The organism is Akkermansia sp. UBA7090 (assembly GCF_002493465.1).
Taxonomy (GTDB): domain Bacteria; phylum Verrucomicrobiota; class Verrucomicrobiia; order Verrucomicrobiales; family Akkermansiaceae; genus Akkermansia; species Akkermansia muciniphila_A.
Window position 1 is genome coordinate 141,368 of the sequence record NZ_DKYW01000009.1, and the last position, 25,430, is coordinate 166,797.

Genomic DNA, 25,430 nt, shown 5'->3' on the forward strand with positions numbered 1-25,430 from the left:
GCACTGTAGACCGTTTTGGAAACAGAAATGCTCAATTAAAACAGGATGAAAATGAGTTTTTAGGGTAGAGGGGGAAACAGCCTGTGATACAGGCATGCCGCCTGCCGCGCGTGTGTATGGGCGGAATAGCGTGTGCTGGGCTTATGGGAACATGCAGGAGTTCCGCGTGTTCCCATAAGCCTGTTCTGGAAGTTTTTAATGTTTTTTCGCAGGAATGAGGCGGAAAGCTGCGGGGGATTGGGCGGACTTGATTTGCAGGGGCTTGGTCGGGTCTTTTTGAGTTTCCGGGCCAATGGCGATGATAAGCCTGTCCTTGGGATGAATGACGGTGGAGTTTTCAAAGATGAGCGTATTGGCTCCGTCCGTCAGTTTCCATCCATCCAGAAGAATGCCGGAGTTGCCGGGGTTGTTGATGATTACGTTGCCGGTGCCCGGTTCCAGCCTGGGGGCGGGCTGCTTAAGCTTGAGGCTTTTTGCCAGCTTGGCAAAGGTGATTTCCGCAATGCGCCGTGCGCCCTGCTCCGTAGGATGCAGCCCGTCAACATACCATTCCGGATGGTCGGAGAGCGGGTGCAGCGCGTCAAAGAGGCTGACTTTGTACTTGCGCGCAACGGCGGCGATCAGTTTTTCCGCTTCCGGGCGGTTGGCGGATGAGCCGTTGTCCGAGCCTGCATATTTACGCACGTCCGGATAACAGTTGCCGGGAAATGCCTTCTTGTTGAGCGGGCCGCGGTAGTCCGGGCCCAGCAGCCCCCAGGCAAAGAACCGTGTTTTGGGGTTGGCGTTTTTCCATGCATGAAGCAAAGCGTCATAGCCTTTGGAGAACAGTTCGGGGTTCCACCAGCGGCCCGTGTCGTTGATGCCAAGGTTGCAGATATAAATATCCGCCTTGAATTCCAGGGCTTGCTTGTGTTCCTTGGTGCTGCCGTACCAGCGTCCTGCCTGGCCCGGATAGTCGCCTGCCGTTTTTCCGGGATTGCCGAAGCCTCTGACGTCAAAGTCCGGCCCCATAAGTGTGGCGAGCACTTGCGGATACCGGGCTTCTCCGGGTTTAAGGCCGGTGCCGAAGGTGATGCTGTCCCCCACGCAGGCTACTTTGGCGGGAGAAGCTTGTGCCGCCATGCCCAGTGAGAGTGTGGCTGTCAGAGAAGCGATGAGAAGATGAAGGTTCATGGAGTGATGGTGTGGTATGAGTTATTTTTTCAGAACAGGTGCGTCCGTCCGGAAGGGACGGGCGGGGAGCTGGTTGCCGTTGACCAGGTTGGGGGTCACGAAACGGTTCCAGCAATATCGGGCGTGTTTGGGGGATTTTACTTCCGGGGATGAGAGGCGGATAACGGCTGTGTCGCCTTTCCTGTTGGTGATTTCCGCCGCGGCAGGATGGTAAATTCCGTCCGTTCCGGCAATTTCAAACTGGGTCGGTTCTTTGCCGTCCGTGGTGGTCAGTCCTGCGGCTTGGTTCAGTTGAACCAGGATGCTGGAACCGGAGGTTTTGAAGGCCTTGAAGGCAGGTCCTTCACAGGGGATTTTTTTACCGTAAACCTTGTTCAGGGCAGTATTTCCTGCACGTTCCCCCACAGGGCGCTTGAATGGAGGATGAACGTCGGAATTGGTGGAACCAAGATCAATGGTGTTGACGCTGTAAACTTTCGGAACGATTTTGGCCACGGCGTCCTGCATTTCACGGAATTCCGGCCAACCGGCGCGGATTTTTGACGGGTCGTTGATGCGGGGGAGCTGGATCATGACGAAGGGCATTTCCGGGTTGCGGAAAGCTTTTCTCCAGGAGGAGATCATGGTTTTCAGCAGCATGCCGTTTTGGGCGTTGTCAATGATCTCCGCATCGGATTCTCCTTGATACCAGATGACGCCCGTGACGGGGAGGGACGTTGTCCATGCAATGCCGGATTCGTAAAGGAACGCCGGCTTATAGGGATGGTCCGGAGAGCCCTGGTTCAAACGCGGAGAGATGTTTTTCCTGGCCCGTCCCCTCACCCAGTCGGAGATAAGGGGGGAGTCCAGCCAGTGGTTGCCGCGCAGGGTACGGAAGCTGTTGTTGGCATTAATGACCTGCCGGGGGATCCACGCTGCGATTTCCGAGCCTCCCAGGGAGGAGTGGATGATGCCTACCGGAATACCCAGTCCTTCACGGAGTTTTTTCCCGAAGTAGTAGCCCACGGCAGTCATTGGCCCTGAGGTGGAGGGAGAGCTGGCGGCCCATTGACCTTTATAGAAGTTGTCCGTGGTGACTGCGTCAAAGTCTTTCGCGGAGTAGGGGGCATTGTTGGTATGGGCTTGCGGAACGTTGTTGAGCAGGCGGAGCTGGTCGTCTCCGGAAGCCGCTATGTCTTCTTTGGCCGTCGTGGTCTGGTTCAGGCGGAACAGCATGTTGGATTGGCCGGAAGCCAGCCACACTTCCCCCACGAGCACATCTTCCAATTTGGCGGAGTCTCCGTTTTGCTCGGCCGCCAGCGTCTGGCCTGTGGCGCAGGGAGGCATGGGGGGCAGCGTGACGCTCCATTTCCCCTTGGAGTCGGTTGTCGTTTTCAGGGCTGTGTTCCCAAAAGTAACGGTTATTTCCCTGTTGGGGGCGGCCGTACCGGAAACGGGAATGTTTTTCCCGTGGGGAAGTACCATATGGGAACCGAAAATCCGGTCGAACCGGGGAGTATCCGCCCACGCCGCATGAAGGGCGATGGCGGCAGCCAGGATGCATGGAGTATGGAGGCGCATGGTTTGAGGATTATTTGAGAAGGAGTTCGTCCCGCGAGAGGCCGGTCAGCCTGCCGAGCTGTTTAATCAGGCGGGTCATGATGAAGACAAGGGCTGCCAGGATGGGTATCCCGATGATCAGGAAGCCCCACCAGGTGATGCTGCCGATGGCGGCGTTGTAGGCCACTTGCTGTTCCGCTTCCGGCTGTTGTATGACGGAAGACATGAAAGAGAGGCTCAGGAAAAAATTGCCGATGGAGGAGGCAACCAGCGTGCCCGCAAGAATCCAGGATGAGTTCGCCAGCAGTTTCTGATAAGCCCGTTCCTCGCCGTTGGCGGCCACCGTTTGTTCTATCCTGCGCACGTCGAATAATTCCGGCGTGTAGATAAACATGTTGAGAAGGGGCGTGCCGGCGGACCGGGAGACGACGACCGCCGCCGCCAGAATGAGGGGAATCAGAGCTTCTTTTCCGGCGAACAGCCAGGGAGTGGCGCTGTGGATGCGCCCTTCCGGGCCGATGACGAAAATGCTGATGACGCCCGTCAGCAGCACGCCGGCCATGCCGACGCCGGACATCAGGTCAAATTTTCTGGAGACGACCAGGGAACGGATGCCATAGACAAGAGGGAGGGAAAGGGCGATGACGAGGGCCCATACCGGGCCGATATGCCAGAAATTTTCTCCTTCCGGGCGTTCCAGAGGATTGGCGGGTCCCGCGCTGCAATAGTCCAGAATCAACACCGGGAGAAGGATGTTGATGAAAATCCCCAGCAGGGAGGACTGTGATTTGTTTGGCGTTTTATCCATGAATTCGAAGGCCGTTATTTGTATCATACGCAAATGCGCTCCTGCAAGTTGCAACTCCGTGTATGAATGTAAAGACCAGAAGCGGGGGAAACCGGTTTTTATTCGCAGGCGGCTCTGCGGAAATCGTGGCATCTGACGGTATCTTCCGTTCTTTTGGCTGGACACGGGAGGGAATAATGTTCAGCTTCTCCCGTGACTCTGACAGATCATTTTTCCCCCATGGCTCAAACATCTTCTTTTTCGACGCTTGGCATTTCACCGGAGATTCTGGAGGCTATAGAAGTGCTCGGCTTCGATACTCCTTCCTCTATTCAGGAGCAGGCGATTCCCGCCGCGATCGGAGGGTCCGATATTGTGGGGCTGTCCCATACGGGCTCCGGAAAGACGCTTGCCTTTGCCATTCCGGCCCTGGAGTGCATTGAGCCTGAGGAACGCTGCGTGCAAGTGCTCGCCCTTTGTCCTACTCGGGAACTGGCCGTCCAGATTTGCCGGGAGGTGGACAAGCTGGCTTTGTTCATGGACGGCGTTTCCGCCGTCCCCATTTACGGGGGGGCTTCTTTCCGTCCGCAACTGGACGCCCTGCGCCGCGGGGTGCAGTTTGTGGTGGGAACGCCCGGACGCGTCATGGACCTGATGGAATCCGGGGCGTTGAGGCTGGACGGCCTCCGCATGTTGATTCTGGATGAAGCGGACGAGATGCTGGATATGGGTTTTCTGGAAGACATCGAACGCATTGCGGAGGCCATGCCGGAAACGAAGCAGACCCTGTTTTTCTCCGCTACCATGTCTCCGGAAATCAACCGTCTGGTGAGCAGGTTCATGAAAGAGCCCGTCCAGATTTCCATTGAACGGCCCACGCTGACGGTGCCTACCATTGAACAGGTTTATTACGAGGTGGTGTTTTCCTCCCGGATTGAGGTGCTCAGCCGGCTGCTCGACACCGGAAAGATTAAAATGGGGCTGGTGTTCGCCAATACCAAAAAGGTGGTGGATGACGTGGTGGACGGTTTGACGGCCCGCGGTTATGCGGTGGACCGCCTTCATGGGGATATGCCTCAAATGATGAGGGAACGCGTCATGGATTCCTTCCGCAGGGGGAGCCTGCGTCTTCTGGTGGCGACGGATATTGCCGCCCGCGGCCTGGATGTGGATGATGTGGATGCCGTGGTGAATTTTGAATTGCCGCGTGATCCGGAGGATTACGTGCACCGCATCGGCCGCACGGCACGCGCCGGCCGCAAGGGGAAGGCCATCACTTTTGTGGGGCGCCGTGATTTTTCCCTGATGAGCCGCATAGAGCGCTTCATCGGCGTTAAGTTGACTCCGGAACCTGTGTTGACTGCCGTTCAGGTGGATCAGCTCCGGACGGAATCTCTGGTGGATGATATTTTGGAACGTCTCAAGCCGGATGCCGTGCTGCCGGAGGAATTGAAAGAAGTGGAGGCTGCGCCGGAGGCCATGGCTGCGGCCCTGTTTGATTTGCTTCGGGAACGTACGCACCGGGAGGTGCAGCCCATTCCGGAAGACAAGCCGGCACGCAGGGCGCGGCGTATGCCGCAAACCGGGGAGGATGCGGAGAGCCCGCAGAAGGGTGATTCCTGGCAGCATAAGGGTGATACGGTTACGCTGTTTATGAATGGAGGCCGGATGATTGGCTTGCGGCCCAAGGACATAGCCGGGTTATTTTACAATACGGTGGAAATGGAAAAGGGCGCCGTGGGCGATATCCGGATTTTCCCCAAGCATTCCCTGATAGAAGTGGACGCTTCCGTGGCGCCCCAGCTTCTGGAGGCTCTGGCGACGGCTACCGTCTGTGGCTATGAAGTTAATGTCCGTGAAGACAAGGGCGCTCCGGAATATTCCGGCACACCGCGCCCGCCCCGACGCAATGGAGGATTCCGCAGCAGTTACCGTGGAGAACGGGACCGCAGCGGATTCAGGGGAAGCCGCGGGGGCTTCCGCAGTGACCGCGGCGATCGCTGGGGAGAACGTTCCCGCAGGGACGACAGGAAGAAGCGTTTCTGACGCCTCCGCTGTTCCGGGCAAGGTCATCAACATTGCTTCCGGAATTGGCGCGGATGTTTGGGAGCGTTCCGGTTCATGATTACTGTTCCCGCCGGTTTTCTGTATTTTCTGCCTGGCAGAGGGGGAATATCTATCCTGCCGGGTTTCCCTTGCAGGATCTGCCGTTCTCTCCAGGGGCAGGCATAACCGGGCGGCGCGGGAGGGCTAAGGTTCCGGCAGCCGGGAATGCTGGCGGAACTTTTTCCATTCATGGCTCCGTCCGGAAAATTCGGTCATTGGTAGTATGGCGGGATTGTAGCTGTTCCCGGCTGTAAGGCTGCTTCTTTCATGGTTTTTTCCTGCTGGGCCCTGTCGGCTCAATCCTCTGTGCCCTTTCCGTGCAATTCTCTTGAGGGATGAGAAAATTCATGTAAGATGACGCCTTGTTTTAACGTCTTTTTCAGAGTCTATTTTCTTTTGAATCATGAAGCTGGTATCTTTATTATCCGTTCTTCTGACTTCCCTGGTTCCGTGCATGGGCGCTTCCGGGCAGGCTGCGAAGCCGGCTGCCCGGTCTGTCAAGACTTCGAAGCCCAATGTTATTTTCATTCTGGTGGACGACATGGGCTGGGGAGACCTGGATTCCAACTGGAGCCAGCAGAAGTTGAATGGCCGGACGGTGGAGAGAAAGAACGAGTTCAAGACTCCGGCCCTGTCCGCTTTGGCGCGGGAGGGAATTCAGCTGCGCCGCCACTATTCCGCCGCTCCGGTTTGCGCCCCGGCGCGCGCTTCCCTGCTGCTGGGGGTGCATCAGGGGAATTCCCGAGTGGTGAGAAATAACCGTTTCGATCATCCTATTGAAGATTCCCACACGCTGGGCACCGTGATGCGTGATGCCGGGTATGATACTGCCGCCATTGGCAAATGGGGTGTAGGAGGCGGCGGTCAGAGCCAGGTGGCCATGACCGCCGGCCCCCATCAGCGGGGATTCAATTATTTTTACGGTATCCTGGACCATTTGGCGGGGCATTTCCATTATCCTTCCGAATCCCGTGACGTTTTCGAGTACAACGGCTACGCTTCCAATCCCGAGTGGAAGAATATCAAGGATCAGGTGCCCCAGACGGCTTATTCCACGGATTTGTTTGCCGCCCGCGCCAAGCAGTGGATTGTGGATCAGCGCAAGTCCGCCCGCAAAACCGGCAAACCGTTTTTCCTGTATCTGGCTTTTCCGGCTCCCCACGGAAGTCTGACGGTTCCGGGGACTCCCTATCCCTCCGGAGGTGGTTTGAAGGGTGGTCTGCAATGGGTGAAGAAGGAAGGCACGGAATCCGTAAATACGGCTTTTGACGTCAAGGCGGAGAAGAATAAGGATACTTATATTCATCCGGACAATTCCCATTTCCCGAATGATGTGGCCAAACGTCATTCCACCATGATCCGCCGCGTGGACGATGCCGTGGCTGATTTGGTCCGGCTGCTGAAAGATTTGAAGATTGACGATAATACGATGATCGTCTTCACGTCCGACAATGGCCCACACAATGAGGGCGGGAGTGATACCAGGCACTGGCACGGAGCGCAAAATCCGCAGTTTTTCAAGAGTTATGGCATGATGGACGGCATTAAGCGCGATTGCTGGGAAGGAGGGATGCGCGTGCCGGCTCTGGTACGCTGGCCTGCGCGCGTTCCCAAGGGGCAGATCAGTCTGAACCCTGGCCAGTTTCATGACTGGCTGGCTACGCTGGCTGATGTGGCCGGGGTGCCGGTTCCTGCCCGCAGTGACGGCGTTTCCCTGCTGCCGACGCTAACCGGTCATGCGGACCAGCAGAAGCCCGGCATTGTTTATGCCGAATATAATTTCGCCGGCAAAACGCCGGAGTATAAGGATTTTCTGGGTGAACACAAGGGGGCGCAGCGGGGTCAGCAGCAGATTGTTTTTGTGGATGGATTGAAAGGCCTGCGCATGGGGGTGAAGGATGCGGACAGGGATTTCATGATTTTCGATACTTTGAATGACCCGCAGGAAAGCAGGGATCTGGCATCCTCCAGGCCGGAACTTCAGGCCCGCATGAAAGCCGCCGCTTTGTCCAATCGCCGGGCTTCCCTTCCTTCCAAAACAGTGTTTGACTCTACGCCGGTTCCCGCCGTGGACGTGAAGGGAACCGTTTCTCCCGGGTTGCAATGGTCCCTGTATGAAGGGGATTTTCCCTGGGTCCCGGATTTCCGCCAGTGGAAGAAGCCTGCTTCCGCCCATGGCGTGACGCCTTCCCCGTCCGTGAACATGAACGGTCCGGCCAGGCGCGGCGTGGAGCTGACGGGGTATGTGAAGATCCCTGAGGACGGGGCGTATACGTTTTATCTGACCACGGATGAAAACAAGGGCAGCAAGGCTTTTGTACGGCTGCACGGCATGGAGTTGATTGACGCGGACAAGACTTATGAGCCGGGAACCGAGGTTTCCTCTGATCTGGGCGACCGGAAGAATCCCGTTTATTTGAAAGCCGGCCTTCATCCCATCCGCATCGGCTATGTGGGGAATTCCGGTGCTGCCTCCAGGCTGGTTTTGAAGTGGGAAGGCCCCGGTCTGCCCAGGCAGGACATACCCGCCTCCGCCTTCATCCATGGGAAGGAATCCAGATAAGCTCCTCCATGAGCGGTCTTTACGAGTACCAGGCGATTGACGGTTCTCCCAAAGGCCCCGTTTCCCTGGAGCTTTTGCTGCGGGCCCGTAATCTCGGCCGGTTGTCCAACCGGACGTTGGTCCGGAAGGTCCCCGATGGAGACTGGAGGCCCCTGGCCTCCTTTATTCCTTCCATGACTGTCATGGATGATGATGGAGTGCCGTCCGTTCTGACGGAAGCCGGAACGGGGCCTGAGGATGCCGGACCCGGCTGGAGCAGGAGGAAGTACTGGATGCGCGTCATCAAGGCTTGGTGCAGTTTTAAGGGCCGTGCCGGAAAAGGAGAGCTGCACGAAGTTTTTTCCGGAGTGGGGGTCGCGTGGCTGGCCGTGGCGGGAGTCCCCTCCGTTGTGAAATGCGGTTTTTTCCCTTCCCTGTCTTCGTGGATCGAACTGGTTTCCCCGTTGCTGTACATGGCGCTTGCCGTGCTGTCTGTTCCGTTGGCGGCTACCATGGTGCGGCGTCTGCATGATGTGGGGAGAAGCGGCTTTTTCCTGGTTTTTCTGGCCGTCCCCTTTGTAGGGTGGCTGCTGTTGTGGTATTTATTTCACGGGGAAAGCCGGCTTGGAGAGAATAAGTACGGAGATCCGCCCTGGAATTGAAAGGCGTTGGAATCCGTACTTGGTGAGGTTGTTACAAAGTTTTTGACTGCGCTGGCGGATTAGGGCGAATCATCCGGTTGAAAAGTTTTTGCATGGCTATGGCCAGCAGAAGGGAGGAGGCCAGCGTCACGATGAATACTATGCTGATGCTTCGGGTCCCATAGAGATCCCAACTAAAGTGGTAACCGAAAATGAATCTGTGATTCAGCCACATAAGCGCGGAGTAAGTTCCCAGCAGCGTCAGGAGAGGCGTGAGGCGGAGTTTCCGGGTTATCCAAGGCAGGCACCAGAGGGTGAAGAGAAAGATAACCGTCAGGGTTTTGGCTTTTGAAAAACTGAAGAGATGGATGGATAGTATTTCAAGAGCCAGCAACAGGATTGCTCCCAGGCGTTGGGACGTTGAAAGAGCAGAGAAGCGAGAAGCCAGAAAGGCGCACATGTAACCGAGAATGAAGCAGGGAAGGAAAGAGGGGAAGGAGGAGGCGATTTCCGGCAGGCAGGGAATGTGGGTCATGCTTTGAAGTAAAAGGGACACCCCCAGCAGGGCGGCCATGGATGGAACAGGCGCAATGTGATGCGTGATCCATGCGCAAGTGGGATAAAGGGCTATGGAGGCTGCCGCGAAAAGAGCCATGTACCACCAGTCGGGATAACAGGGCTTCAATCCTGTTACGGCAAGCAGGCCGTTTTTCCAGCCCATGTCGGCAACGGATGGCAAAATGGGCAAGGGGAATGCCCAGGAAACCAGAGTAGCCAGAAGAAGGCATAAGAAATAAATTTTCCAGAATTTAAGGTAATGGGAAAAGCCTGTTTTAACGAGGGAACCGAGGGTTGAAGATGAATTCGTTTTCCATCCCATAGCATACCCCGTGATGAAAATAAAAATGGGTACGCAAATTTTAAAGATGGGAGCGGCTTTTGTAAGACAGGGAGCGATCCATGCCGTATCCACGCTTGCGGGGAGAGCATATAAGCCGAAGACATGATGAAAGATCATGAAGAGAATTCCATACCCTTTGAGGATCGCGGAGTCTTCCCTGGAAAAAGAGAGATGCTGTTGCAGTCCAGGTACAGTAAGGGCAGAGAAAAAGCTCATCTGGAACCTAGCTCAACGGATTTCTAATCCGAAGTCAACACTCTATTTTGAGAACAAACGGGTCATCAAGATGCAAGGGGGAAAAAGCGGGGTGAGAGAAATATGTCTTTTCTCTTTTTTAATCCATACCTCTTTTATGCTTAATTGTTTTCCGAATGCGTTTATTTCTCCGGATTAGAAATCCGATTTTAACAATAAAAAAGGCTGTCCCATTTATTTGGAACAGCCTTTTTGAAAGGTGGGGTGAGATTTTTTATGACTCTACGGCCTTGGTGAATTCCTCCACCGTGTCGCAGGTGCAGACCAGGTTGCGGTCTCCATACACATTGTCCACCCGGCCTACATACGGCCAGAATTTGTGGATAAGAAGACCGGAGACCGGATAGGCCGCTTCACTGCGGGAGTAGGGATGCCGCCATTCGTCAGCGGAGACCATTTCTGCGGTATGAGGCGAGTTTTTCAGGACGTTGTCTTCCTTGTCCGCCGTACCGTTGATAATGGCCGTGATTTCCGCATGAATGCGCTCCATGGCTTCAATGAAGCGGTCCAGCTCCTGCTTGGGTTCCGATTCCGTCGGCTCCACCATCAGGGTGCCCGGAACGGGGAAGGACATGGTGGGGCCGTGGAAGCCGTAGTCCATGAGCCTCTTGGCGATGTCATCCACCGTGAGACCGGCGTCATGAGTGAGCTGGCGCGGATCCAGAATGCATTCATGCGCCACCAGCCCCTTGTTGCCGGAGTAGAGAACCGGGAAGAGATGGCCGAGTTTCTTGGCGATGTAGTTGGCGTTGAGGATGGCCATTTCCGTGGCTTCCTTGAGGCCGTCCGGCCCCATCATGGAGAGGTACATCCAGCAGATGGCGGCAATGGAGGCGCTCCCCCACGCCGCAGACGCTACGGCCCCTTCTTCATGGCCCAGCGTAAGGTGTCCGGGCAGGAAGGGCACTAGGTGTTCCGCTACGCCGATGGGGCCGATGCCGGGACCGCCGCCGCCGTGCGGCATGGCAAAGGTTTTATGCAGGTTCAGGTGGCAGACGTCCGCGCCGATGCAGCCGGGGCAAGTCAGACCTACCTGGGCATTCATGTTGGCGCCGTCCATGTACACCTGGCCGCCATTGGCGTGGACGATGTCGCAGAGTTCCTTGATTGTCTGTTCATACACCCCGTGCGTGGAGGGGTACGTGACCATGATGCAGGAGAGATTGTCCTTATGGGCTTCCGCCTGGGATTTCAGGTCTGCCATGTCGATGTTACCTCTTTCGTCACATTTGACGGGCACCACCTTGAGACCGGCCATGGCGGATGAGGCGGGATTGGTCCCATGGGCGGAGGTGGGAATGAGGCAAACATTGCGGTGGCCTTCTCCGGCGTGTTTCTGGTAGCGGCGGATGGCCAACAGTCCGGCATATTCCCCTGCGGCGCCCGCGTTGGGCTGGAGGGAGACGGCGGCAAAGCCGGTGATTTTCGCCAGACGGTCGGACAGGACGGAGAGCATTTCCCGGATGCCTTCCGACTGATCCGCCGGAACAAAGGGATGCAGGGAGTTGGCTTCCGGCCACGTGATGGGAATCATTTCGGAGGAGGCGTTCAGCTTCATCGTGCAGGAGCCCAGAGGGATCATGGCTTCATTTAGAGCCAGGTCCCGGGATTCCAGGCGGCGGATGTAGCGCATCATTTCCGTTTCGGAATGGTAGGAGTTGAAAGCCTTTTCCGTGCAGAAAGGCGTCTGGCGCGTGTGGACGGGATCCCAGGCGGGAGCGTCGCAGCCGCAGGTGGCGGATGTTTCCGCACCTGCAAGGGCGGAGGCCAGCGCCGCTACATCTGCACAGGTTGCGGTTTCATCCAGAGAGATGGCTGCGTGGTCGGCATCCACCCTGCGGATGTTATACCCGGCTTCCAGGGCTTTTTGCACCATGGCGTCCGCTTGTCCGGGAACGGACAGCAGCAGGGTGTCAAAGAAGTTTTTGTTTTCAATGGCGATGCCGGCTTCCGTGAGCGCCCTGTACAGGTTTTTGGTTTTCCGGTGGATTTCCATGCCGATGCGTTTGAGGCCTTCCTGGCCGTGGCATACGGCGTAAAAGGCGGCCAGCACGGCTAGGAGCACCTGGGCGGTGCAGATGTTGGAAGTCGCCTTGTCGCGGCGAATATGCTGTTCCCGCGTTTGCAGGGCCAGGCGGTAGGCAGGGCGGCCCAGGTTATCTATGGACATGCCGATAAGGCGGCCGGGCATGCGGCGTTTGAGGGCGTCCGTGCAGGACATGTAGGCGGCATGGGGGCCGCCGAAGCCCATTGGGATACCGAAACGCTGCGTGTTGCCGATGCAGATATCGGCTCCGAAGGCGCCGGGTTCCCGGATGACGGTAAGGGCCATGAGATCCGCCGCCACGACGCAGAGCGCGCCCGTGGCATGCACGCGGGAAAAGAAGTCCGTATAATCGCAGATGCGGCCGAGCGTGTCCGGATATTGGACAAGCACCCCGGCCAAATCCGCGCCGATGGAGGCGGGGTCAAAGGAGGAGCAATCTCCCACGATGATGTTGACGCCCTGGAAGGCGGCGCGGGTGCGGATGACGCTGATGGTCTGGGGATGGCAGGTGTCCGCCACAAAGAAGGTGTTTGCTTTGGGGCGCGCGTTCCGGCACATGGTGACGGCTTCTGCGGCGGCGGTGCCTTCATCCAGCAGGGAGGCGTTCGCCACCGGCAGCCCTGTCAGGGAAGAGACCATGGTCTGGAAGTTCATGAGCATTTCCAGACGTCCCTGGGCGATTTCCGGTTGGTAAGGGGTGTAGGCCGTGTACCAGCCGGGGTTCTCCAGTACATTGCGGAGGATGACGGAAGGAGTGATGGTGCCGTAGTAGCCCTGGCCAATGAAGGTTTTCAGAAGCTTGTTTTTCCGCAGGATGGAACGGAGTTCCTCCAGGGCTTCCGTTTCCGATTTGGCGGCGGGCAGGTCCAGCGGGGCTTTCATGCGGATATCTGCGGGAACGATGTCCGCAATGAGTTCGTCAAGCGTCTGGTAGCCGAGGCTGTTGAGCATTTCCCGGCGCTCTTCTCCCTGGGGGCCGATGTGCCGGCTGGCAAAATCTGAGTGGGTATTCATGTGGTTTCTCTGGCTGGTAATAGCGTTCGGCCGCGGGGGCGGGCCAAACAAAATGCCCCGGGATGGAATCACCGGGGCAGGGGGAGGAAGGAATGGTTCAGGAGCAGTATTCCTCGTAATCCGTGGCATTCATCATATCTTCCGTTTCCGTGGGAACGTCCAGGCGGATTTTGTACAGCCAGCCTGCGCCGTAGGGATCGGAGTTGATGAGGGAGGGATCATTGGAAAGTTCTTCATTCACCTCCAGAATTTCTCCTGAAACGGGAGTGTACACGTCGCTGGCGGCTTTGACAGATTCCACAACGGCGACGGGGTCGCCGGCCGCGACGGTAGCGCCTACTTCGGGAAGGTCTACAAAGACGACATCGGAGAGTTCGGCCTGCGCATGGTCTGAAATGCCGATGGTGCCGATGTCCCCGTCAATTTCAATCCATTCGTGATCCTTGGAATACAGCAGATTTTCTGGTACGTCGTGCATAAGATGTAATTGTTTGAAGTGAGAGTGTAGTAAAATGAGGTGTTTGTCAGTTTATTTTTGCGCCGTCGTGTCAGCCTTTTTTATAAAAGGGTTTTTTTACGACCACGGCCGGGAATTTCCTTCCCCTTACGTCAATTTCCAGCTCCGTGCCGACCTTGGCATGGGCGACAGGCAGGTAGGCCAGGGCAATACCCTTCATCAGCGAAGGAGAGAGCACGCCGCTGGTAAGTTCTCCGATGGCTTCTCCGCCGGGGACATGAACGGCATAATGGGCGCGGGGAGGGGCTCCCTTGCCGGTGTATTCAATAGCCGCCAGCCGCTGGCTGAGACCGTTGGCTTTTTGTTCCCGGAGGATGTCGGATCCGATGAAATCCGTATCCAGCGCGCAGAAGAAGCCGAGCCCGGCTTCCAAAGGCGTCTTGTCCGGAGAGAGGTCGGAGCCGTTCAGAGGATAGCACATTTCCAGGCGCAGGCTGTCGCGGGCGCCCAGGCCGCAGGGTTTGGCGCCTGCCCCAAGAAAGGCTTCAAACCATTGAACGCCTTCCTTAGCCGGGCAGAAGAATTCAAAACCATCTTCCCCGGTATAGCCGGTGCGGCAGACAATGAGATCCGACCCTTCCGCCGTGATGCGGGCAATTCCGTTGCGGGGGGGAAGTTCCACGCCGGGAATGACGCGGGAGAATACTTCCCCGCATTCGGGGCCTTGGACAGCCAGACCCACGTATTCATCAGAATGGTTTTCCAGGGTTACGTCTGCAGGTTTGTGGGCGGAGAGCCATGCGAAGTCTTCATCAATTTTGGAAGCATTCACCACTACGAAGAATGTTTCCGGTTCCATCCGGTACAGGATGAGGTCGTCAATGACTCCGGCCCGGTCATTGAGCATGACGGAGTACTGTCCCTGGCCGACATTCAGCTTGTTAATATCATTGGTCAGCATGGAGTTCAGCCATGCTGCGGCGGAGGCCCCGGCTACCGTGAACTGCCCCATGTGGGAGATGTCAAAGATGCCGCAGGCTTCGCGCACTGCTTTGTGTTCGTCCAGAATGCCGGTGTACTGCACCGGCATATTCCAGCCGGCGAAAGGAACCATTCTGGCTCCCAGTTCAACATGTTTAGCTGCCAGAGGGGTGGATTTGACGTCTGTATCAGTCATGAGGCGATGTGAAGGTTATGAGCAATCTGCCCCTTATATCAGTAAAAGTCAATGGAATTCCGGTAACGCTCCGCTCTAGACATTGAAGCGGAATTCGATGACGTCCCCGTCCTTGACGACATATTCTTTTCCTTCGATACGCAGCTTGCCGTGTTCCCGCGCTCCGGTCTTGCCGCCGCAGGAAACCAGGTCGTCGTAGTGCACTACCTCCGCAGCGATAAAACCGCGTTCGAAGTCCGTGTGGATGACGCCGGCCGCCTGGGGGGCTTTTGCCCCGGCCGGAATGGTCCAGGCCCGCGTTTCCTTGATTCCCGTGGTGAGGTAGGTGCGCAGGCCCAGAAGGTGGTACACGGCCCGGATGAGGTCGGAAACGCCGGAATCCTGCACGCCCAGGGATTCCAGAAATTCGCGGGATTCTTCTTCCGAAACGTCGATGAGTTCTTCTTCAATCCGGGCGGAGATGACAATGGCTTCCGCATTGTGGTGTTCCGCTACGTATTTTTTCACCTGGGAGACGTAGGGATGAGCGTCCGGGTTGGAGATGGCGTCCGCCAGTTCGTCTTCATTGACATTGCAGGCGAAAATGCTTTTTTTATCCGAAAGCAGCTGGAAGGAATGGAGCAGTTTGCGTTCGTCGTCGTCCAGCTGCGGTTCCAAGGTGAGGGCAGGGTTGCCTTCGTTCAGGTGGGGCAGGAGTTTGGTGATGAGGGCCACTTCGGCCTTGGCTTCCTTGTCGCCGCTGCGTGCCTTGCGTTCGCGGGAAGAAAGTCTTTTTTCCATGGTGGCGATATCCGCCAGAATGAGTTCCGAGTTGATGATGTCAATGTCGCGCAGAGGGTCCACGGAACCGAGTTCGTGGATGATGTCGTCATTGTCAAAGCAGCGGACTACCTGCACGATGGCGTCCACTTCACGGATGTTCGCCAGGAACTGGTTGCCCAGGCCGGCGCCTTCCGAAGCGCCCTTGACCAGGCCGGCGATATCCACGAATTCAATAAGCGTGGGGATAATTTTTTCAGAACCGGACATGTCGGAGAGCACCTGCAGGCGGGGATCCGGGACTGTTACCATACCCACGTTCGGGTCAATGGTGCAGAAAGGATAGTTGGCCGCCTGGGCCTTGCGTGTCCGGGTGACCGCATTGAAGAGAGTGGATTTGCCGACGTTGGGGAGACCTACAATACCTGCCTGTAACATAGGCAGGACTGATAGCGGGTCACGCAGTGAAAGTCAAATACCAATTGCCGCCGGGTATTTACGCCGCGGCTCCCAGAGCCCATTTGAGCAGATTTTCCGATTCCGCCCAGATGCGGGACGGATGGCAGCCGAGGACGACGACGATGACGTGGCGGCCGTTGAAGCCGGCGGAGGACACCAGGCAGCGTCCGGCGGCGTTGGTGTATCCGGTTTTCATTCCGGTAACCCAGGGATGCTGGTTGAGCAGCTTGTTGGTATTTCTCAGCAGGAGCGTCCTGCCGTTGGCCCGGGTAAAGGCATACTGGCGTTTGCAGATAATATTGCGCAGTTCCGGGCTGCGGTACACATAATAGGCGCAGCGGGCCATATCAATGGCGGTGGAGTACTGGTCTGCCGGGAGGCCGTTGGGGTTGGCGAAGCGTGAGTTGTACATGCCCATCTGCCGGGCCTTGGCATTCATCAGCTGGGCGAAACGGGGAACGGAACCCGCCGTATCACGGGCCAGGGCCAGGGCTACGTCGTTGAAACTGCGAATCATCAAGGCATTGAGCAGTTCGCGGCGTGAATAGGTTTCTCCCGCCCGGAAGCCCAGTTTGGTTGGGTCCGCTTTGGTATCGGAAGGCTGGATAACCACTTTTCTGTCCAGGCTGCCGTGATCCAGCACGACCATGGCCGTCACGAGTTTCTGCGTGCTGGCTACCTGGCGGCGCTGAAGGCCGTTGTGCGAAAAGAGCACTTTGCCGGTGAGGGCGTCCATAACGCAGGCGCTGGCGCAGCGGGGCGTGCGCGGGGCGCTGGAGGGAATGGCTACAGGGCGTGTGGGGAAATTGGCAGGGTGGGGGAGGGCATTGGAAACCGGCTGGGAGAGCTGGGGGGGAACGGGCGTTGCGAGAGGGATGTAATCATTTGAATCCCCGAACGATTGGCAGCTTGTGGAGCTCAGGCAAAGGGAGAATCCTGCAAGGAGGGCGAATAAACGCATGTCTTGTTGCTACAGTAAGAAGTTTCATTCATCAAGCCCAAACTCCGCCTTTGAAAGAGAGCCGGACGAAAAAAAGCCGCGGATCAAACAATCCGCGGCCTTTTTTCTCTATTAACTACCTATGGAACCAAAAACCACCCTGAACGGAGTTTGAATTATTTTTTTCACCCGTCGGACAGATCTTGTGAAGGATAAGACTCCGTGCAGGAAAAATGCGTTCAAAATATGTTCGTCAACAATTCTTTCAGGAGGTGTTTCCGTATGCGCCCTGGCTTGCGTTCAGAAAATATATCAGAGATTTTTTCTGAACATATTCTGTTTTGCAGACATGTCAATTTTGCCGCTGGCATTTAAAATGCCGGGGATGCGTTGCCGATAGATTTAATTTCTGGAATAATAATTATTGAAGGAAGAATTTGGCGGCTGTTTGAAGATGTTTGTTTGGCTTCCGGCTGAGAAGATTTTTATGTGGGGATGGCCGGAGGCGCCTTACGGCGCCACGGTCAAGGGGCAAGGAAAGGTGCCCTGGAACCGGCGTTTTTCCCGGCGGAAAAGCAGAATCCGCCTACAGTTTCCTGCTGTTTATGGAAAAATACCCTCCGGCGTCCGGAGTGATTTGCCCTGCAATTTGCATTTTTGCCAAAAGCGGGGTGATGATGTGCGCCGCTTTTCCCAGAGAGGTGCAGAGGGTGTCAATCGTATTGAACCCCAGTCTGATGGCGTGGAGAATTTCCTTTTCTTCCAAAGTGGGAAGCGGTGGGGGCGTGGCTCTGGAAGGAGCTCCTGGAGAGAAGAGAGGCAGTCCCTGTTCCGGAACGGCCCAGTTCATGTCCTGCAAAATATCGGAGGCTCCGGTAGCCAGGATAGCTCCGTCCCGGATGAGGGCATGGCATCCGTCGGAAGAATGCCGGTCAACCGGTCCGGGGATGCAGAAAACGTCCCGGCCCTGTTCGGCCGCCGTCCGGGCTGTGATCAAAGCTCCGCTGCGTCCGGACGCTTCCACCACCAGCGTAGCGCGGCTCCAGCCGCTCACGATGCGGTTGCGCATGGGAAAAGTGGTGCGGGAGGGAGGCAAATCCATCGGGAACTCGGAAACTACCGCTCCATGTCCGTCCGCAATGCGCTGCGCCAAATTGCTGTTTTCCCGAGGATACAGTTTGTTGAGCCCTGCCCCGATGACGGCGATGGTGCGTCCTCCCGCGTCCATGGCCCCGGCATGGGCTTCCGTGTCCACGCCGCGCGCCAGTCCGGAAATAACGGTTACTCCGGCTTCCGCCAGGTCATGGGAGACGTTTCTGGCGCAAAGCCTGCCGTAATGGGTGGCCATGCGTGAGCCGACGACGGCAATGGAGCGTTCGGCATCTGTTTCAGTCCAGTTTCCCCAGGAGTACAGGACAATGGGCGGGGCCGGCAGATCACGCAGGGAGGATGGGTAGGAGTCGTCAAAAACCGTGGTGACTGAAGCTCCCGCGTTTTCCGCCAGTTCCAGTTCCCTGTACGGGTTGACGGTGCTCCGCCAGGAGGAAATATGGCGCGCCAGTTGCGCCCCGATGCCGGGAATCTCCATCAACAGAGAGGCAGGGGATTCCAGAATCAGTTCCGGAGTGGCGAATACCTGCAGAAGGCGCATGATTCTGACAGGGCCCAGGCCCGGTATCAGGTTCAGGGCTATGGCTGCTTCCCGGGGAGTCATGAAGAGGTGGTCAGTTCCTGGTAAACGTCCAGATGGGATTGAATCATATCCTGCATTTTGTAAGGGGAGGGGATTTGCCGGGGCAGGGGGGGGGGCTGGGCGTGCCAGCGTGCCAGCAGGTCCGCCATGGCGGCGGCATCTTCTACGGCGACATTCCCTTCCGGAAGGAAGGCGTCCAGCTGTTCCTTGACTCCTCCGTGAGCGTATCCGGCAACGGGTTTTCCCAGAGCAAGAGCCTCCAGGGTTGATTTGCCGAAAGCTTCCGGGCTTTTGGTCAGGGAGAGGGTGACGGAACACGTGGAAATAATGTCCCGCAGATCCTGGCGATGTCCTGTCCAGGTGAAAGCCTGGGAGACGCCGGAACGCTCTATTGCCCGCAGGACTTCGGTTTTATATTCTTCTTTCCCTTTCTTGGCTTCTCCTACGATGACGGCGTGGGCCGGAATCCCCTGTTCCAGAAGCTGCCTGACGACTGGAATCAGATCCAGATGCCCTTTCAGGCGCGTGATGCGGCCCGGCAGGCACAGGGTGAATTTTCCCTTCAGCTCGGGATAGGACATGAACCAGCCCGTGAGCCATTCCCGGGAGGGGGAGTAGTCCGGATGATACTGGTCAGGAGAAATGGCGTTGGGTATGATTCTGATGTGGTCCGGCGGGGTGGACGGATAATGGGCGAGGATATAGTCCCTGATGCAGTTGGAGACGGCGATCACCCGCTCTCCCCGGCTCATGATGGCGGAGTACCGGTTGACGGAGTAAAAGCCGTGAACGCTGGTGACGAGGCCGGGCCGGTCTTCCGGCGGCAGCTTTTTCCATGCCAGGTAGCCCGCCCATGCAGGAACGCGGGAATGGAGATGCAGGATATCCGGCCTGACGGCCTGAAGCAGGGCGCGGAGGGCTCCGATGCGGAAGAGAGTGGAGATGCTTTTTTTCCCTATCGGCATCAGGATATGGCGGGAGCCTTCCTTTTCCAGACGGGGCACCAGGCGTCCGCCTCCGGAAACGACGATATTTTCCACGCCCCGGGAAGAAAGGCCGCTGCCCAGTTCCATAACGACTTGTTCCACGCCTCCGGATTCCATGGAGGGGACGAGATGCACTATTTTCATAAGGCGCGGAGCTGGGGGAAAAATCTGAAGAGGATGTAGTCTGCCGCACGGTCCGCTTCCAGAAGGGGGGAACCTGGAGCCGCCAGGCGGAAGTTCTGTTTTTTCCAGTCACTGTATCCAGTAACCATGCCTTCCTTCTCCAGTATCTCCAGGCCGGACAGGATGCGGGATTTGCGGTTGCCATGCCGGCGCGGCACGGAAAGGAGGCCTACAGGCGCGCCGGAGCCGAGAGCCTCATAAACCATGGAGACGCTGTCCTGGCTGACCCAGGCGGCGGAGGCGTGCGCCAGATGCCGGGCCACCCAGCCCGGCCGGGTCTCCTCTACGGGAACGACGGTGATTTCCGGAACGGCTGTCCGGATTTTTTCCGCAAAGCCGTCCGGCGTCCGGCGTGAGGTGGTCAAAACGATGTTCCCGGGGGTGTGGATGCTGATGGAAGAGAGCTGATTGAGCATGCTTTCGTCATCCCAGTCAAAGTCTTTGCTGGGTCCTCCGATGAGAATCAGGGTGATATCCTTTGGTTCGGATGGGTTGGGCCTCATGGGGTGGAGGGCTCCCCGGGTGGGGAAGATATCCGTGTCAGTGTAATCGCGGCCGGAATCCAGGTCGTGGCGGGGAATAAGGCAGAGGTCGAAAAAGGAGCAGGGAAGCGTGGGTTTCATGCAGAGGACGGCCCGGGTTTTGAAATGGTGCCGTGCGCAGATGAGCGGGATATGCGTTGCGTGGCCGGCGGAAATGAACAGGTCCGGCCGCGGAATATCGCTGCCGGAGACGACCTTCCGGATTTTCCCCAGAAGGGAAAGTCCCTGCAGATCCACCGTTTCCACGGTTCCTCCCGCTTTGGATATCAGGGCCTGCGCCAGCCCCAGGGACTGGTTGAGGTGGCCCTGTTTCCCATCGCTCAGAATCCGGATGTTCATATAAGCGTTATTATGAAGCGGCGGCGAGGTGCAGGCAATCCAATTCCCTCCGGACAGAAGAAAATTCTTGGTGGAAGGCGCGTTCTTGTTCATGATTCCGGCGTGCTGACTCCGGATCCCGCTGTGATTAAAAATTCCTTGTGCGCCGTGTCCCGGCAGCTTGGATTTTCCGGCTGCCGGGTAGCCCGCGCGGGAAAGAGCCTGCATGCGGAGAAATTATTTCAATGGCTGGAGCGCGGATGGCACGCCGGAATGGAATGGATGGCGCGTTCCCCGGAGCGGCGCGCGGACCCCGCGGAAGTGCTTCCCGGATGCCGTTCCGTCATCTGCCTGTCCTATGATTATGACAGCCCCGTTATGCGGCCGGAGGGGGAGGGAAGCATTTGCCTTTACGCCCATGGAAGGGATTACCACGGAATTCTGGAGGAAAAACTGGCGGATTTGCAGGAGCTGCTTTCCATTTACGGAGGAGAGCAGAAGGGGTATGTGGATTCCGGCCCTGTTATGGAACGGGAGCATGCGGAGACGTGCGGCCTGGGATGGCGCGGAAGAAGCGGCCTGATTGTGCGCAGGAAAGGAGGCTCCCGCTTTTTTATCGCCACCCTGCTGACTACGCTGGAACTGGAGCCGGACGCTCCGGTATCAAACGGATGCGGCAGTTGCCGCCGTTGCGCGGCCCTGTGCCCGACAGGCGCGATTATGGAGAACGGTCAGGTTGATGCCGGCCGCTGCCTTTCCTACTGGACGATTGAACACCGGGGGGCTATTCCGGAAAAAATCCGTCCCCTGATAGGCACGCGCTTGTACGGGTGCGATACCTGCGTGACGGTCTGTCCCTGGAACAGCAAACCTCTGCCGGACGCTGACGAACGGTTCCGCATGTCCCGTTTTCTGTCTTCTGTTTCCCTGCGCGATCTTCTTTCCCTGGATGCCGGCGGTTTTGCCGCCCTGTTCCGGAATTCTCCTTTGAAAAGGCTCAAGAGGGAGGGGCTGTTGCGCAACGGCTGCATTGTGATGGGGAATGCGGGAACTCCGGATGACGTTGATTTTCTGAAGACGCTTTACGGGGAGTCCCCTCTGGTGGAGGAGCATGCCTCCTGGGCGGTGGAGCGCATCCTCCGCCGTTACGGACGGCATGCATCTTCAAGCGGCGCAAGAGATTAAAAATAGAAAAAATGATGTTTTGGTCTTGTCAAAACCTCAATTTATGGTATCCATCTTGCCCCAAGCAATAGCTCTGCGCGAGGCAGAGAAAAATAACAGCTAGCAAATCCAATCCATTATGGCACGCCTTTTCGGTACAGAAATACCCAACGAGAAGCGCATCGAGGCTTCCCTTCCGTATATTTACGGAATTGGTCGCTCGACTTCTAAGAGAATCCTGGAACAAGCAGGCATCAATCCCGACATCCGCACGGGACAGCTTACCGACGAACAGCTCACGAAGATTGTTCAAGTGATCACCACTGACGGCATTTTGATTGAAGGTGACCTTCGTCGTGAAAAGCAATCCATCCTCAAGCGTCTGACCTCCATCAACTGCTATCGCGGTCAGCGTCACCGCCGTGGCCTTCCGGTGCGCGGCCAGCGTACCCGTACGAACGCCCGCACCCGTAAAGGCAAGAAGAAGACTGTTGGCGCGCAGGCCAAGAAGAAGTAATCCGCCAATCTGAATTTTAATATAGCTTTACTATGGCTAGCGAAGAAATCACCAACGAAATCGCCGAACAGCCTGTGGAAGCGGCAGCTTCCGCTCCCGTCGCTGAAACTCCGGCCGCCGCTGTTTCCGCTCCTGAAGAAATCAAGAAGCCTGAACCCCGCAAGGACATCTTTGCGGAACTTGGTCTGGGCGGCGATGACGACAAGCCCAAAATCCTGAAGGCCAAGGGCAGCAAAAACGTTTCCACGGGCGTGGTTCACGTTTCCTCCACGTTCAACAACACCGTCGTGACTGTGACCGACCAGCGCGGCAATGTCATCGGCTGGTCCTCCGCCGGCAAGATGGGCTTTAAGGGGTCCCGCAAGAGCACGGCCTATGCCGGGCAGGTGGTGTGCCAGGACGCCTGCCGCCAGGCCATGGGCCACGGCTTGCGTGAAGTGGAAGTGCGAGTGAAGGGTCCCGGTTCCGGTCGTGAATCCGCTGTACGTGCCGTGCAGACGATCGGTATTGAAATCACCTCCATCAAGGACGTGACTCCCATTCCCCACAACGGCTGCCGTCCTCCGAAGGCCCGCCGCGTCTAATTGAGAATCCTTTACCTATAGATCTAATATATCATGGCTCGTTATACCGGTCCCCGCGATAAAGTGTCCCGCCGTTTTGGCGTTGCCCTTTTCGGTTCCACCAAGGCTCTTGAAAAGCGCCCCTTCCCTCCCGGCCAGCATGGCATGCGCGCCGGCCGCAAGAAGAAATCCGACTATGGCGTGATGCTTGCTGAAAAACAGAAGCTGCGTTTCCAGTACGGTGTGCTTGAAGGCCAGTTCCGCAAGTATTATGCAGAAGCCGCCCGCCGCCGCGGCATTACCGGCGATATTCTGCTTCAGCTTCTTGAGCTTCGTCTGGATAATGTTGTGTACCGCCTCGGTTTCAGCAACACCCGCGCCGGAGCCCGTCAGCTCGTTTCCCACGGCCACATCACCGTGAACGGCAAGAAGACGAACATTGCGTCCTACTCCTGCCGTCCGGGCGATGTCATTGCCGTTGGCGGCAAGGCTTCCTCCCAGCAGCTGGTTACCCGTTCCCTTGACCTGACTCAGGCTACTGTGGTTCCGGATTGGCTGGAATGCGACCGTGACAAGCTCACGGGCAAGATTGCCCGCGTGCCTTCCAAGGAAGAGATTGCTCCCATCGTCAACGAGCAGCTCATCGTGGAATTCTACTCCCGTTAATCTTATTTCCTTCTGGATTTGCTTCAAAACCCCGGTTGCCTTTTGGCGGTCGGGGTTTTGGGCATTCAGGGGGAGTAATGGAGGAGTTGGGTGTTGAGAGTTGAGGAAAGCGGGTATAGGATGAAACCATGACGGACGATTGGAAAGGAAGAGGCGTGGCTCTTTTTGATATGGACGGAACGCTCCTGCCTTGGGATACGCAATATGTTTTCTCCTGTTTCGTGGTAAGGCTCCATCCCTGGAGGCGCCTGCTGATTGTTCTCTTCCTGGCTTGTATTCCGTTTTATGTTTTGAAAATATGGGATGAAAAACGGATGAAGCGAGCCTATCTCATGTATTTGTGGGGGCTCCCCGCTGAAACGGTACGGGAATATGGACGGAAGTTTGCCAGGATGGCGCAGGAATGGATTTATCCGGAGCTGAAGGAACGGCTGGAAGAAGACCGGAAGAAGGGGTATCTGTGCCTCATGGTTTCCGCCTCTCCTTCATTTTATGTGAAGCCTCTGGGGGAGCTGCTGGGGTTTGATGGAGTTTTGGGTACGGATGTGCTTCTGGAGAAACGCATGCCGGCAATGCCGGAACTGCCGCACGGTAATAATAAAGGGGCGGTGAAAGTGAAACGCTTGCGGGAGGGGAATGTGCTTCCGGAGCACGGCATTCTGGAAAACGCCGTTGCTTACAGCGACAGTGCAGCGGATATGCCCATGCTGCTTTCCTGCAGGAGAAAGGTTCTGGTGAATCCTTCTCCTGCCCTGCAGAAAGACAGGCGTCTGGATGGCGCGGAGTGTCTGTATCCTGCCAGACCCTGGAAGGGAAGGCTTGGGAAGATATGGAAGATTGTCTTTTTTGTCATGGGGCTGGTAAATGTAAATGACAGAAAATCAATGGTTGGTTGATGGGTGGAGAGAAAAATGCTTTACTTTTGTGACGAAAATGTTTCACTTTTCTTAACAAGGGGGAAAAAAGCGTTTTTCTTTCCATGTTAGCAAATCAACAATTAATACCCTAACCAAGTAATAGTCATGCAAACCAAGAACATCATCAGTGTTGCTGCAGTTGTGGCGTCCTTTGCCGGAGCCGCTCTTGCGGGGACTCCCGTCAAGATTGTTGCTCCGACTCCGGTTCCCGCTCCTGTGGCGACTACCAGCCCGCTGTCCGGCGATATTTACGCCGGGTACGCTTCCAATTACACCTGCCGCGGCATTGTGGCTTCCCACGCGCTGGCGGAAGGGGATAGCGTTATCCCTGCTGGTGTCAATCTGAATTACAAGCTGTGTGATGCCAACTCCATCGTGGCTTCCGCTTCTTATACGACCTTGACTTCAGGCCACCATCTCATGGGGGACAGGGATACGTCCTTCCACAATGAGACCAATTTCAATCTTGGCTGGCAGAATAAGGACGGTTTGTTGAACAATCTGTCCACGACGCTTGGCTGGAATCTGATTCATGGCGGCCTGCTGGGCAGCTTTGCCAAGTATGACCACGCTCATTCCGTCACGCAGGAGTTTTACCTGAACCTGAACTATGATGTGACCAAGAACTGGTTTGCCGGCGTGACCACGAGCTATGCCTTCCAGGGCATGACCGGCTGGTGGTTCCAGCCTTACGTTGGCTACAAGGCAGCTCTCTGCCCTGCCACGGACATTGTCGTAACGGCCGGCATGTCCGCCACGTCCAGCTATTTTGGCGCTGCGTTTGAGCAGGCCAATGGCGCTCAGGCCTGGTGGGTGAAAGCTGAACTTCCGGTGAAGCTGGGAGTGAAGAACCTTTCCCTTGTTCCCTTTGTCAGCTTCAACTGGGCCGGCTGCGGCGCGTTGAAGGTCAATAAGGGCCTGGATAAGGGAGACAAGCCTTACAAGAACTTCGGCGTGGTGGCTGGCGCCAGCCTCGTCTATTCTTTCTAAGCCATCCGGCCAACGATTGAATGATATTTTCAGGTGCGGCGGAGAAATCCGCCGCGCTTTTTATTTCCAATGGTTCCCGGGCCTGATGACTGAA

21 protein-coding genes are annotated in these 25,430 nt (G+C 56.8%); 9 read left to right on the forward strand and 12 right to left on the reverse strand.

Features of this window, described 5'->3' with window-relative positions; genetic code table 11:
* Positions 1-195: 195 nt before the first annotated feature.
* The 3 genes from B3075_RS03555 to B3075_RS03565 are packed head-to-tail and all read right to left on the reverse strand — an operon-like array spanning position 196 to position 3,520.
* Positions 196-1,173 carry a GDSL-type esterase/lipase family protein gene (locus B3075_RS03555; protein ID WP_290489662.1) on the reverse strand — a complete coding sequence of 326 codons (978 nt, stop codon included), beginning with the start codon at positions 1,171-1,173 and terminating at the stop codon, positions 196-198.
* 21 nt (positions 1,174-1,194) lie between these two features.
* Positions 1,195-2,733 (reverse strand): sialate O-acetylesterase, encoded by a 1,539-nt coding sequence (locus B3075_RS03560; RefSeq protein ID WP_290489663.1) that lies wholly within the window; start codon positions 2,731-2,733, stop codon positions 1,195-1,197.
* 10 nt (positions 2,734-2,743) lie between these two features.
* Complete coding sequence (locus tag B3075_RS03565; RefSeq protein ID WP_290489664.1) at positions 2,744-3,520, reverse strand: VC0807 family protein; 777 nt, start codon at positions 3,518-3,520, stop codon at positions 2,744-2,746.
* Positions 3,521-3,739: 219 nt separating this feature from the next.
* Here B3075_RS03565 and B3075_RS03570 point away from each other — a divergent pair, with 219 nt between their 5' ends.
* The 3 genes from B3075_RS03570 (at position 3,740) to B3075_RS03580 (ending at position 8,809) form a co-directional block, all read left to right on the forward strand.
* Positions 3,740-5,545: a DEAD/DEAH box helicase gene (locus B3075_RS03570; RefSeq protein WP_290489665.1), complete on the forward strand. Its 1,806-nt coding sequence runs from the start codon at positions 3,740-3,742 to the stop codon at positions 5,543-5,545.
* A gap of 463 nt (positions 5,546-6,008) precedes the next feature.
* On the forward strand, positions 6,009-8,168 hold the full coding sequence (locus B3075_RS03575) for a sulfatase-like hydrolase/transferase (protein WP_290489666.1): 2,160 nt from the start codon (positions 6,009-6,011) through the stop codon (positions 8,166-8,168).
* 8 nt (positions 8,169-8,176) lie between these two features.
* Positions 8,177-8,809 (forward strand): DUF805 domain-containing protein, encoded by a 633-nt coding sequence (locus B3075_RS03580; RefSeq protein ID WP_290489667.1) that lies wholly within the window; start codon positions 8,177-8,179, stop codon positions 8,807-8,809.
* Positions 8,810-8,840: 31 nt separating this feature from the next.
* On the opposite strand, the gene B3075_RS03585 is transcribed toward B3075_RS03580, so the two are convergent.
* The 9 genes from B3075_RS03585 to B3075_RS03625 form a co-directional block, all read right to left on the reverse strand.
* On the reverse strand, positions 8,841-9,806 hold the full coding sequence (locus B3075_RS03585; RefSeq protein WP_343125173.1) for a hypothetical protein: 966 nt from the start codon (positions 9,804-9,806) through the stop codon (positions 8,841-8,843).
* Between the two features lie 352 nt (positions 9,807-10,158).
* Positions 10,159-13,005: an aminomethyl-transferring glycine dehydrogenase gene (gene gcvP / locus B3075_RS03590; RefSeq protein ID WP_290489669.1), complete on the reverse strand. Its 2,847-nt coding sequence runs from the start codon at positions 13,003-13,005 to the stop codon at positions 10,159-10,161.
* Between the two features lie 97 nt (positions 13,006-13,102).
* Positions 13,103-13,483 (reverse strand): glycine cleavage system protein GcvH, encoded by a 381-nt coding sequence (gcvH, locus tag B3075_RS03595; protein ID WP_012419500.1) that lies wholly within the window; start codon positions 13,481-13,483, stop codon positions 13,103-13,105.
* Between the two features lie 70 nt (positions 13,484-13,553).
* Positions 13,554-14,639: a glycine cleavage system aminomethyltransferase GcvT gene (gcvT, locus tag B3075_RS03600; protein ID WP_128154890.1), complete on the reverse strand. Its 1,086-nt coding sequence runs from the start codon at positions 14,637-14,639 to the stop codon at positions 13,554-13,556.
* Positions 14,640-14,714: 75 nt separating this feature from the next.
* On the reverse strand, positions 14,715-15,836 hold the full coding sequence (gene ychF / locus B3075_RS03605; RefSeq protein ID WP_094136964.1) for a redox-regulated ATPase YchF: 1,122 nt from the start codon (positions 15,834-15,836) through the stop codon (positions 14,715-14,717).
* 58 nt (positions 15,837-15,894) lie between these two features.
* Entirely contained in the window at positions 15,895-16,818 is a 924-nt protein-coding gene (locus B3075_RS03610) for a D-alanyl-D-alanine carboxypeptidase family protein (protein ID WP_128207816.1), read from the reverse strand.
* Between the two features lie 565 nt (positions 16,819-17,383).
* Positions 17,384-18,511: a DNA-processing protein DprA gene (gene dprA, locus B3075_RS03615; protein WP_128154896.1), complete on the reverse strand. Its 1,128-nt coding sequence runs from the start codon at positions 18,509-18,511 to the stop codon at positions 17,384-17,386.
* Positions 18,508-19,620 carry a glycosyltransferase gene (locus B3075_RS03620; protein ID WP_128154900.1) on the reverse strand — a complete coding sequence of 371 codons (1,113 nt, stop codon included), beginning with the start codon at positions 19,618-19,620 and terminating at the stop codon, positions 18,508-18,510. Before B3075_RS03620 ends, dprA begins: the two co-directional genes overlap by 4 nt.
* Positions 19,617-20,540, reverse strand: a complete 924-nt coding sequence (locus B3075_RS03625) for a mitochondrial fission ELM1 family protein (protein ID WP_290489670.1) — start codon at positions 20,538-20,540, stop codon at positions 19,617-19,619. The genes B3075_RS03620 and B3075_RS03625 overlap by 4 nt, the downstream gene beginning before the upstream one ends.
* Positions 20,541-20,642: 102 nt before the next feature.
* On the opposite strand from B3075_RS03625, the gene queG reads away from it, so the two are divergent.
* The 6 genes from queG to B3075_RS03655 all read left to right on the forward strand — a co-directional run bounded on the left by queG (position 20,643) and on the right by B3075_RS03655 (position 25,336).
* Complete coding sequence (queG, locus tag B3075_RS03630; protein WP_290489671.1) at positions 20,643-21,704, forward strand: tRNA epoxyqueuosine(34) reductase QueG; 1,062 nt, start codon at positions 20,643-20,645, stop codon at positions 21,702-21,704.
* Positions 21,705-21,822: 118 nt separating this feature from the next.
* Positions 21,823-22,200, forward strand: coding sequence for a 30S ribosomal protein S13 (gene rpsM / locus B3075_RS03635; protein WP_012419492.1), 378 nt, complete (start codon positions 21,823-21,825; stop codon positions 22,198-22,200).
* Positions 22,201-22,232: 32 nt separating this feature from the next.
* Entirely contained in the window at positions 22,233-22,784 is a 552-nt protein-coding gene (gene rpsK / locus B3075_RS03640) for a 30S ribosomal protein S11 (RefSeq protein ID WP_102732367.1), read from the forward strand.
* Between the two features lie 33 nt (positions 22,785-22,817).
* Positions 22,818-23,429, forward strand: a complete 612-nt coding sequence (gene rpsD / locus B3075_RS03645; protein ID WP_022198459.1) for a 30S ribosomal protein S4 — start codon at positions 22,818-22,820, stop codon at positions 23,427-23,429.
* 128 nt (positions 23,430-23,557) lie between these two features.
* Positions 23,558-24,325, forward strand: a complete 768-nt coding sequence (locus tag B3075_RS03650; RefSeq protein WP_290489672.1) for an HAD family hydrolase — start codon at positions 23,558-23,560, stop codon at positions 24,323-24,325.
* Between the two features lie 126 nt (positions 24,326-24,451).
* Entirely contained in the window at positions 24,452-25,336 is an 885-nt protein-coding gene (locus B3075_RS03655) for a hypothetical protein (protein ID WP_094137385.1), read from the forward strand.
* Positions 25,337-25,430: the final 94 nt, after the last annotated feature.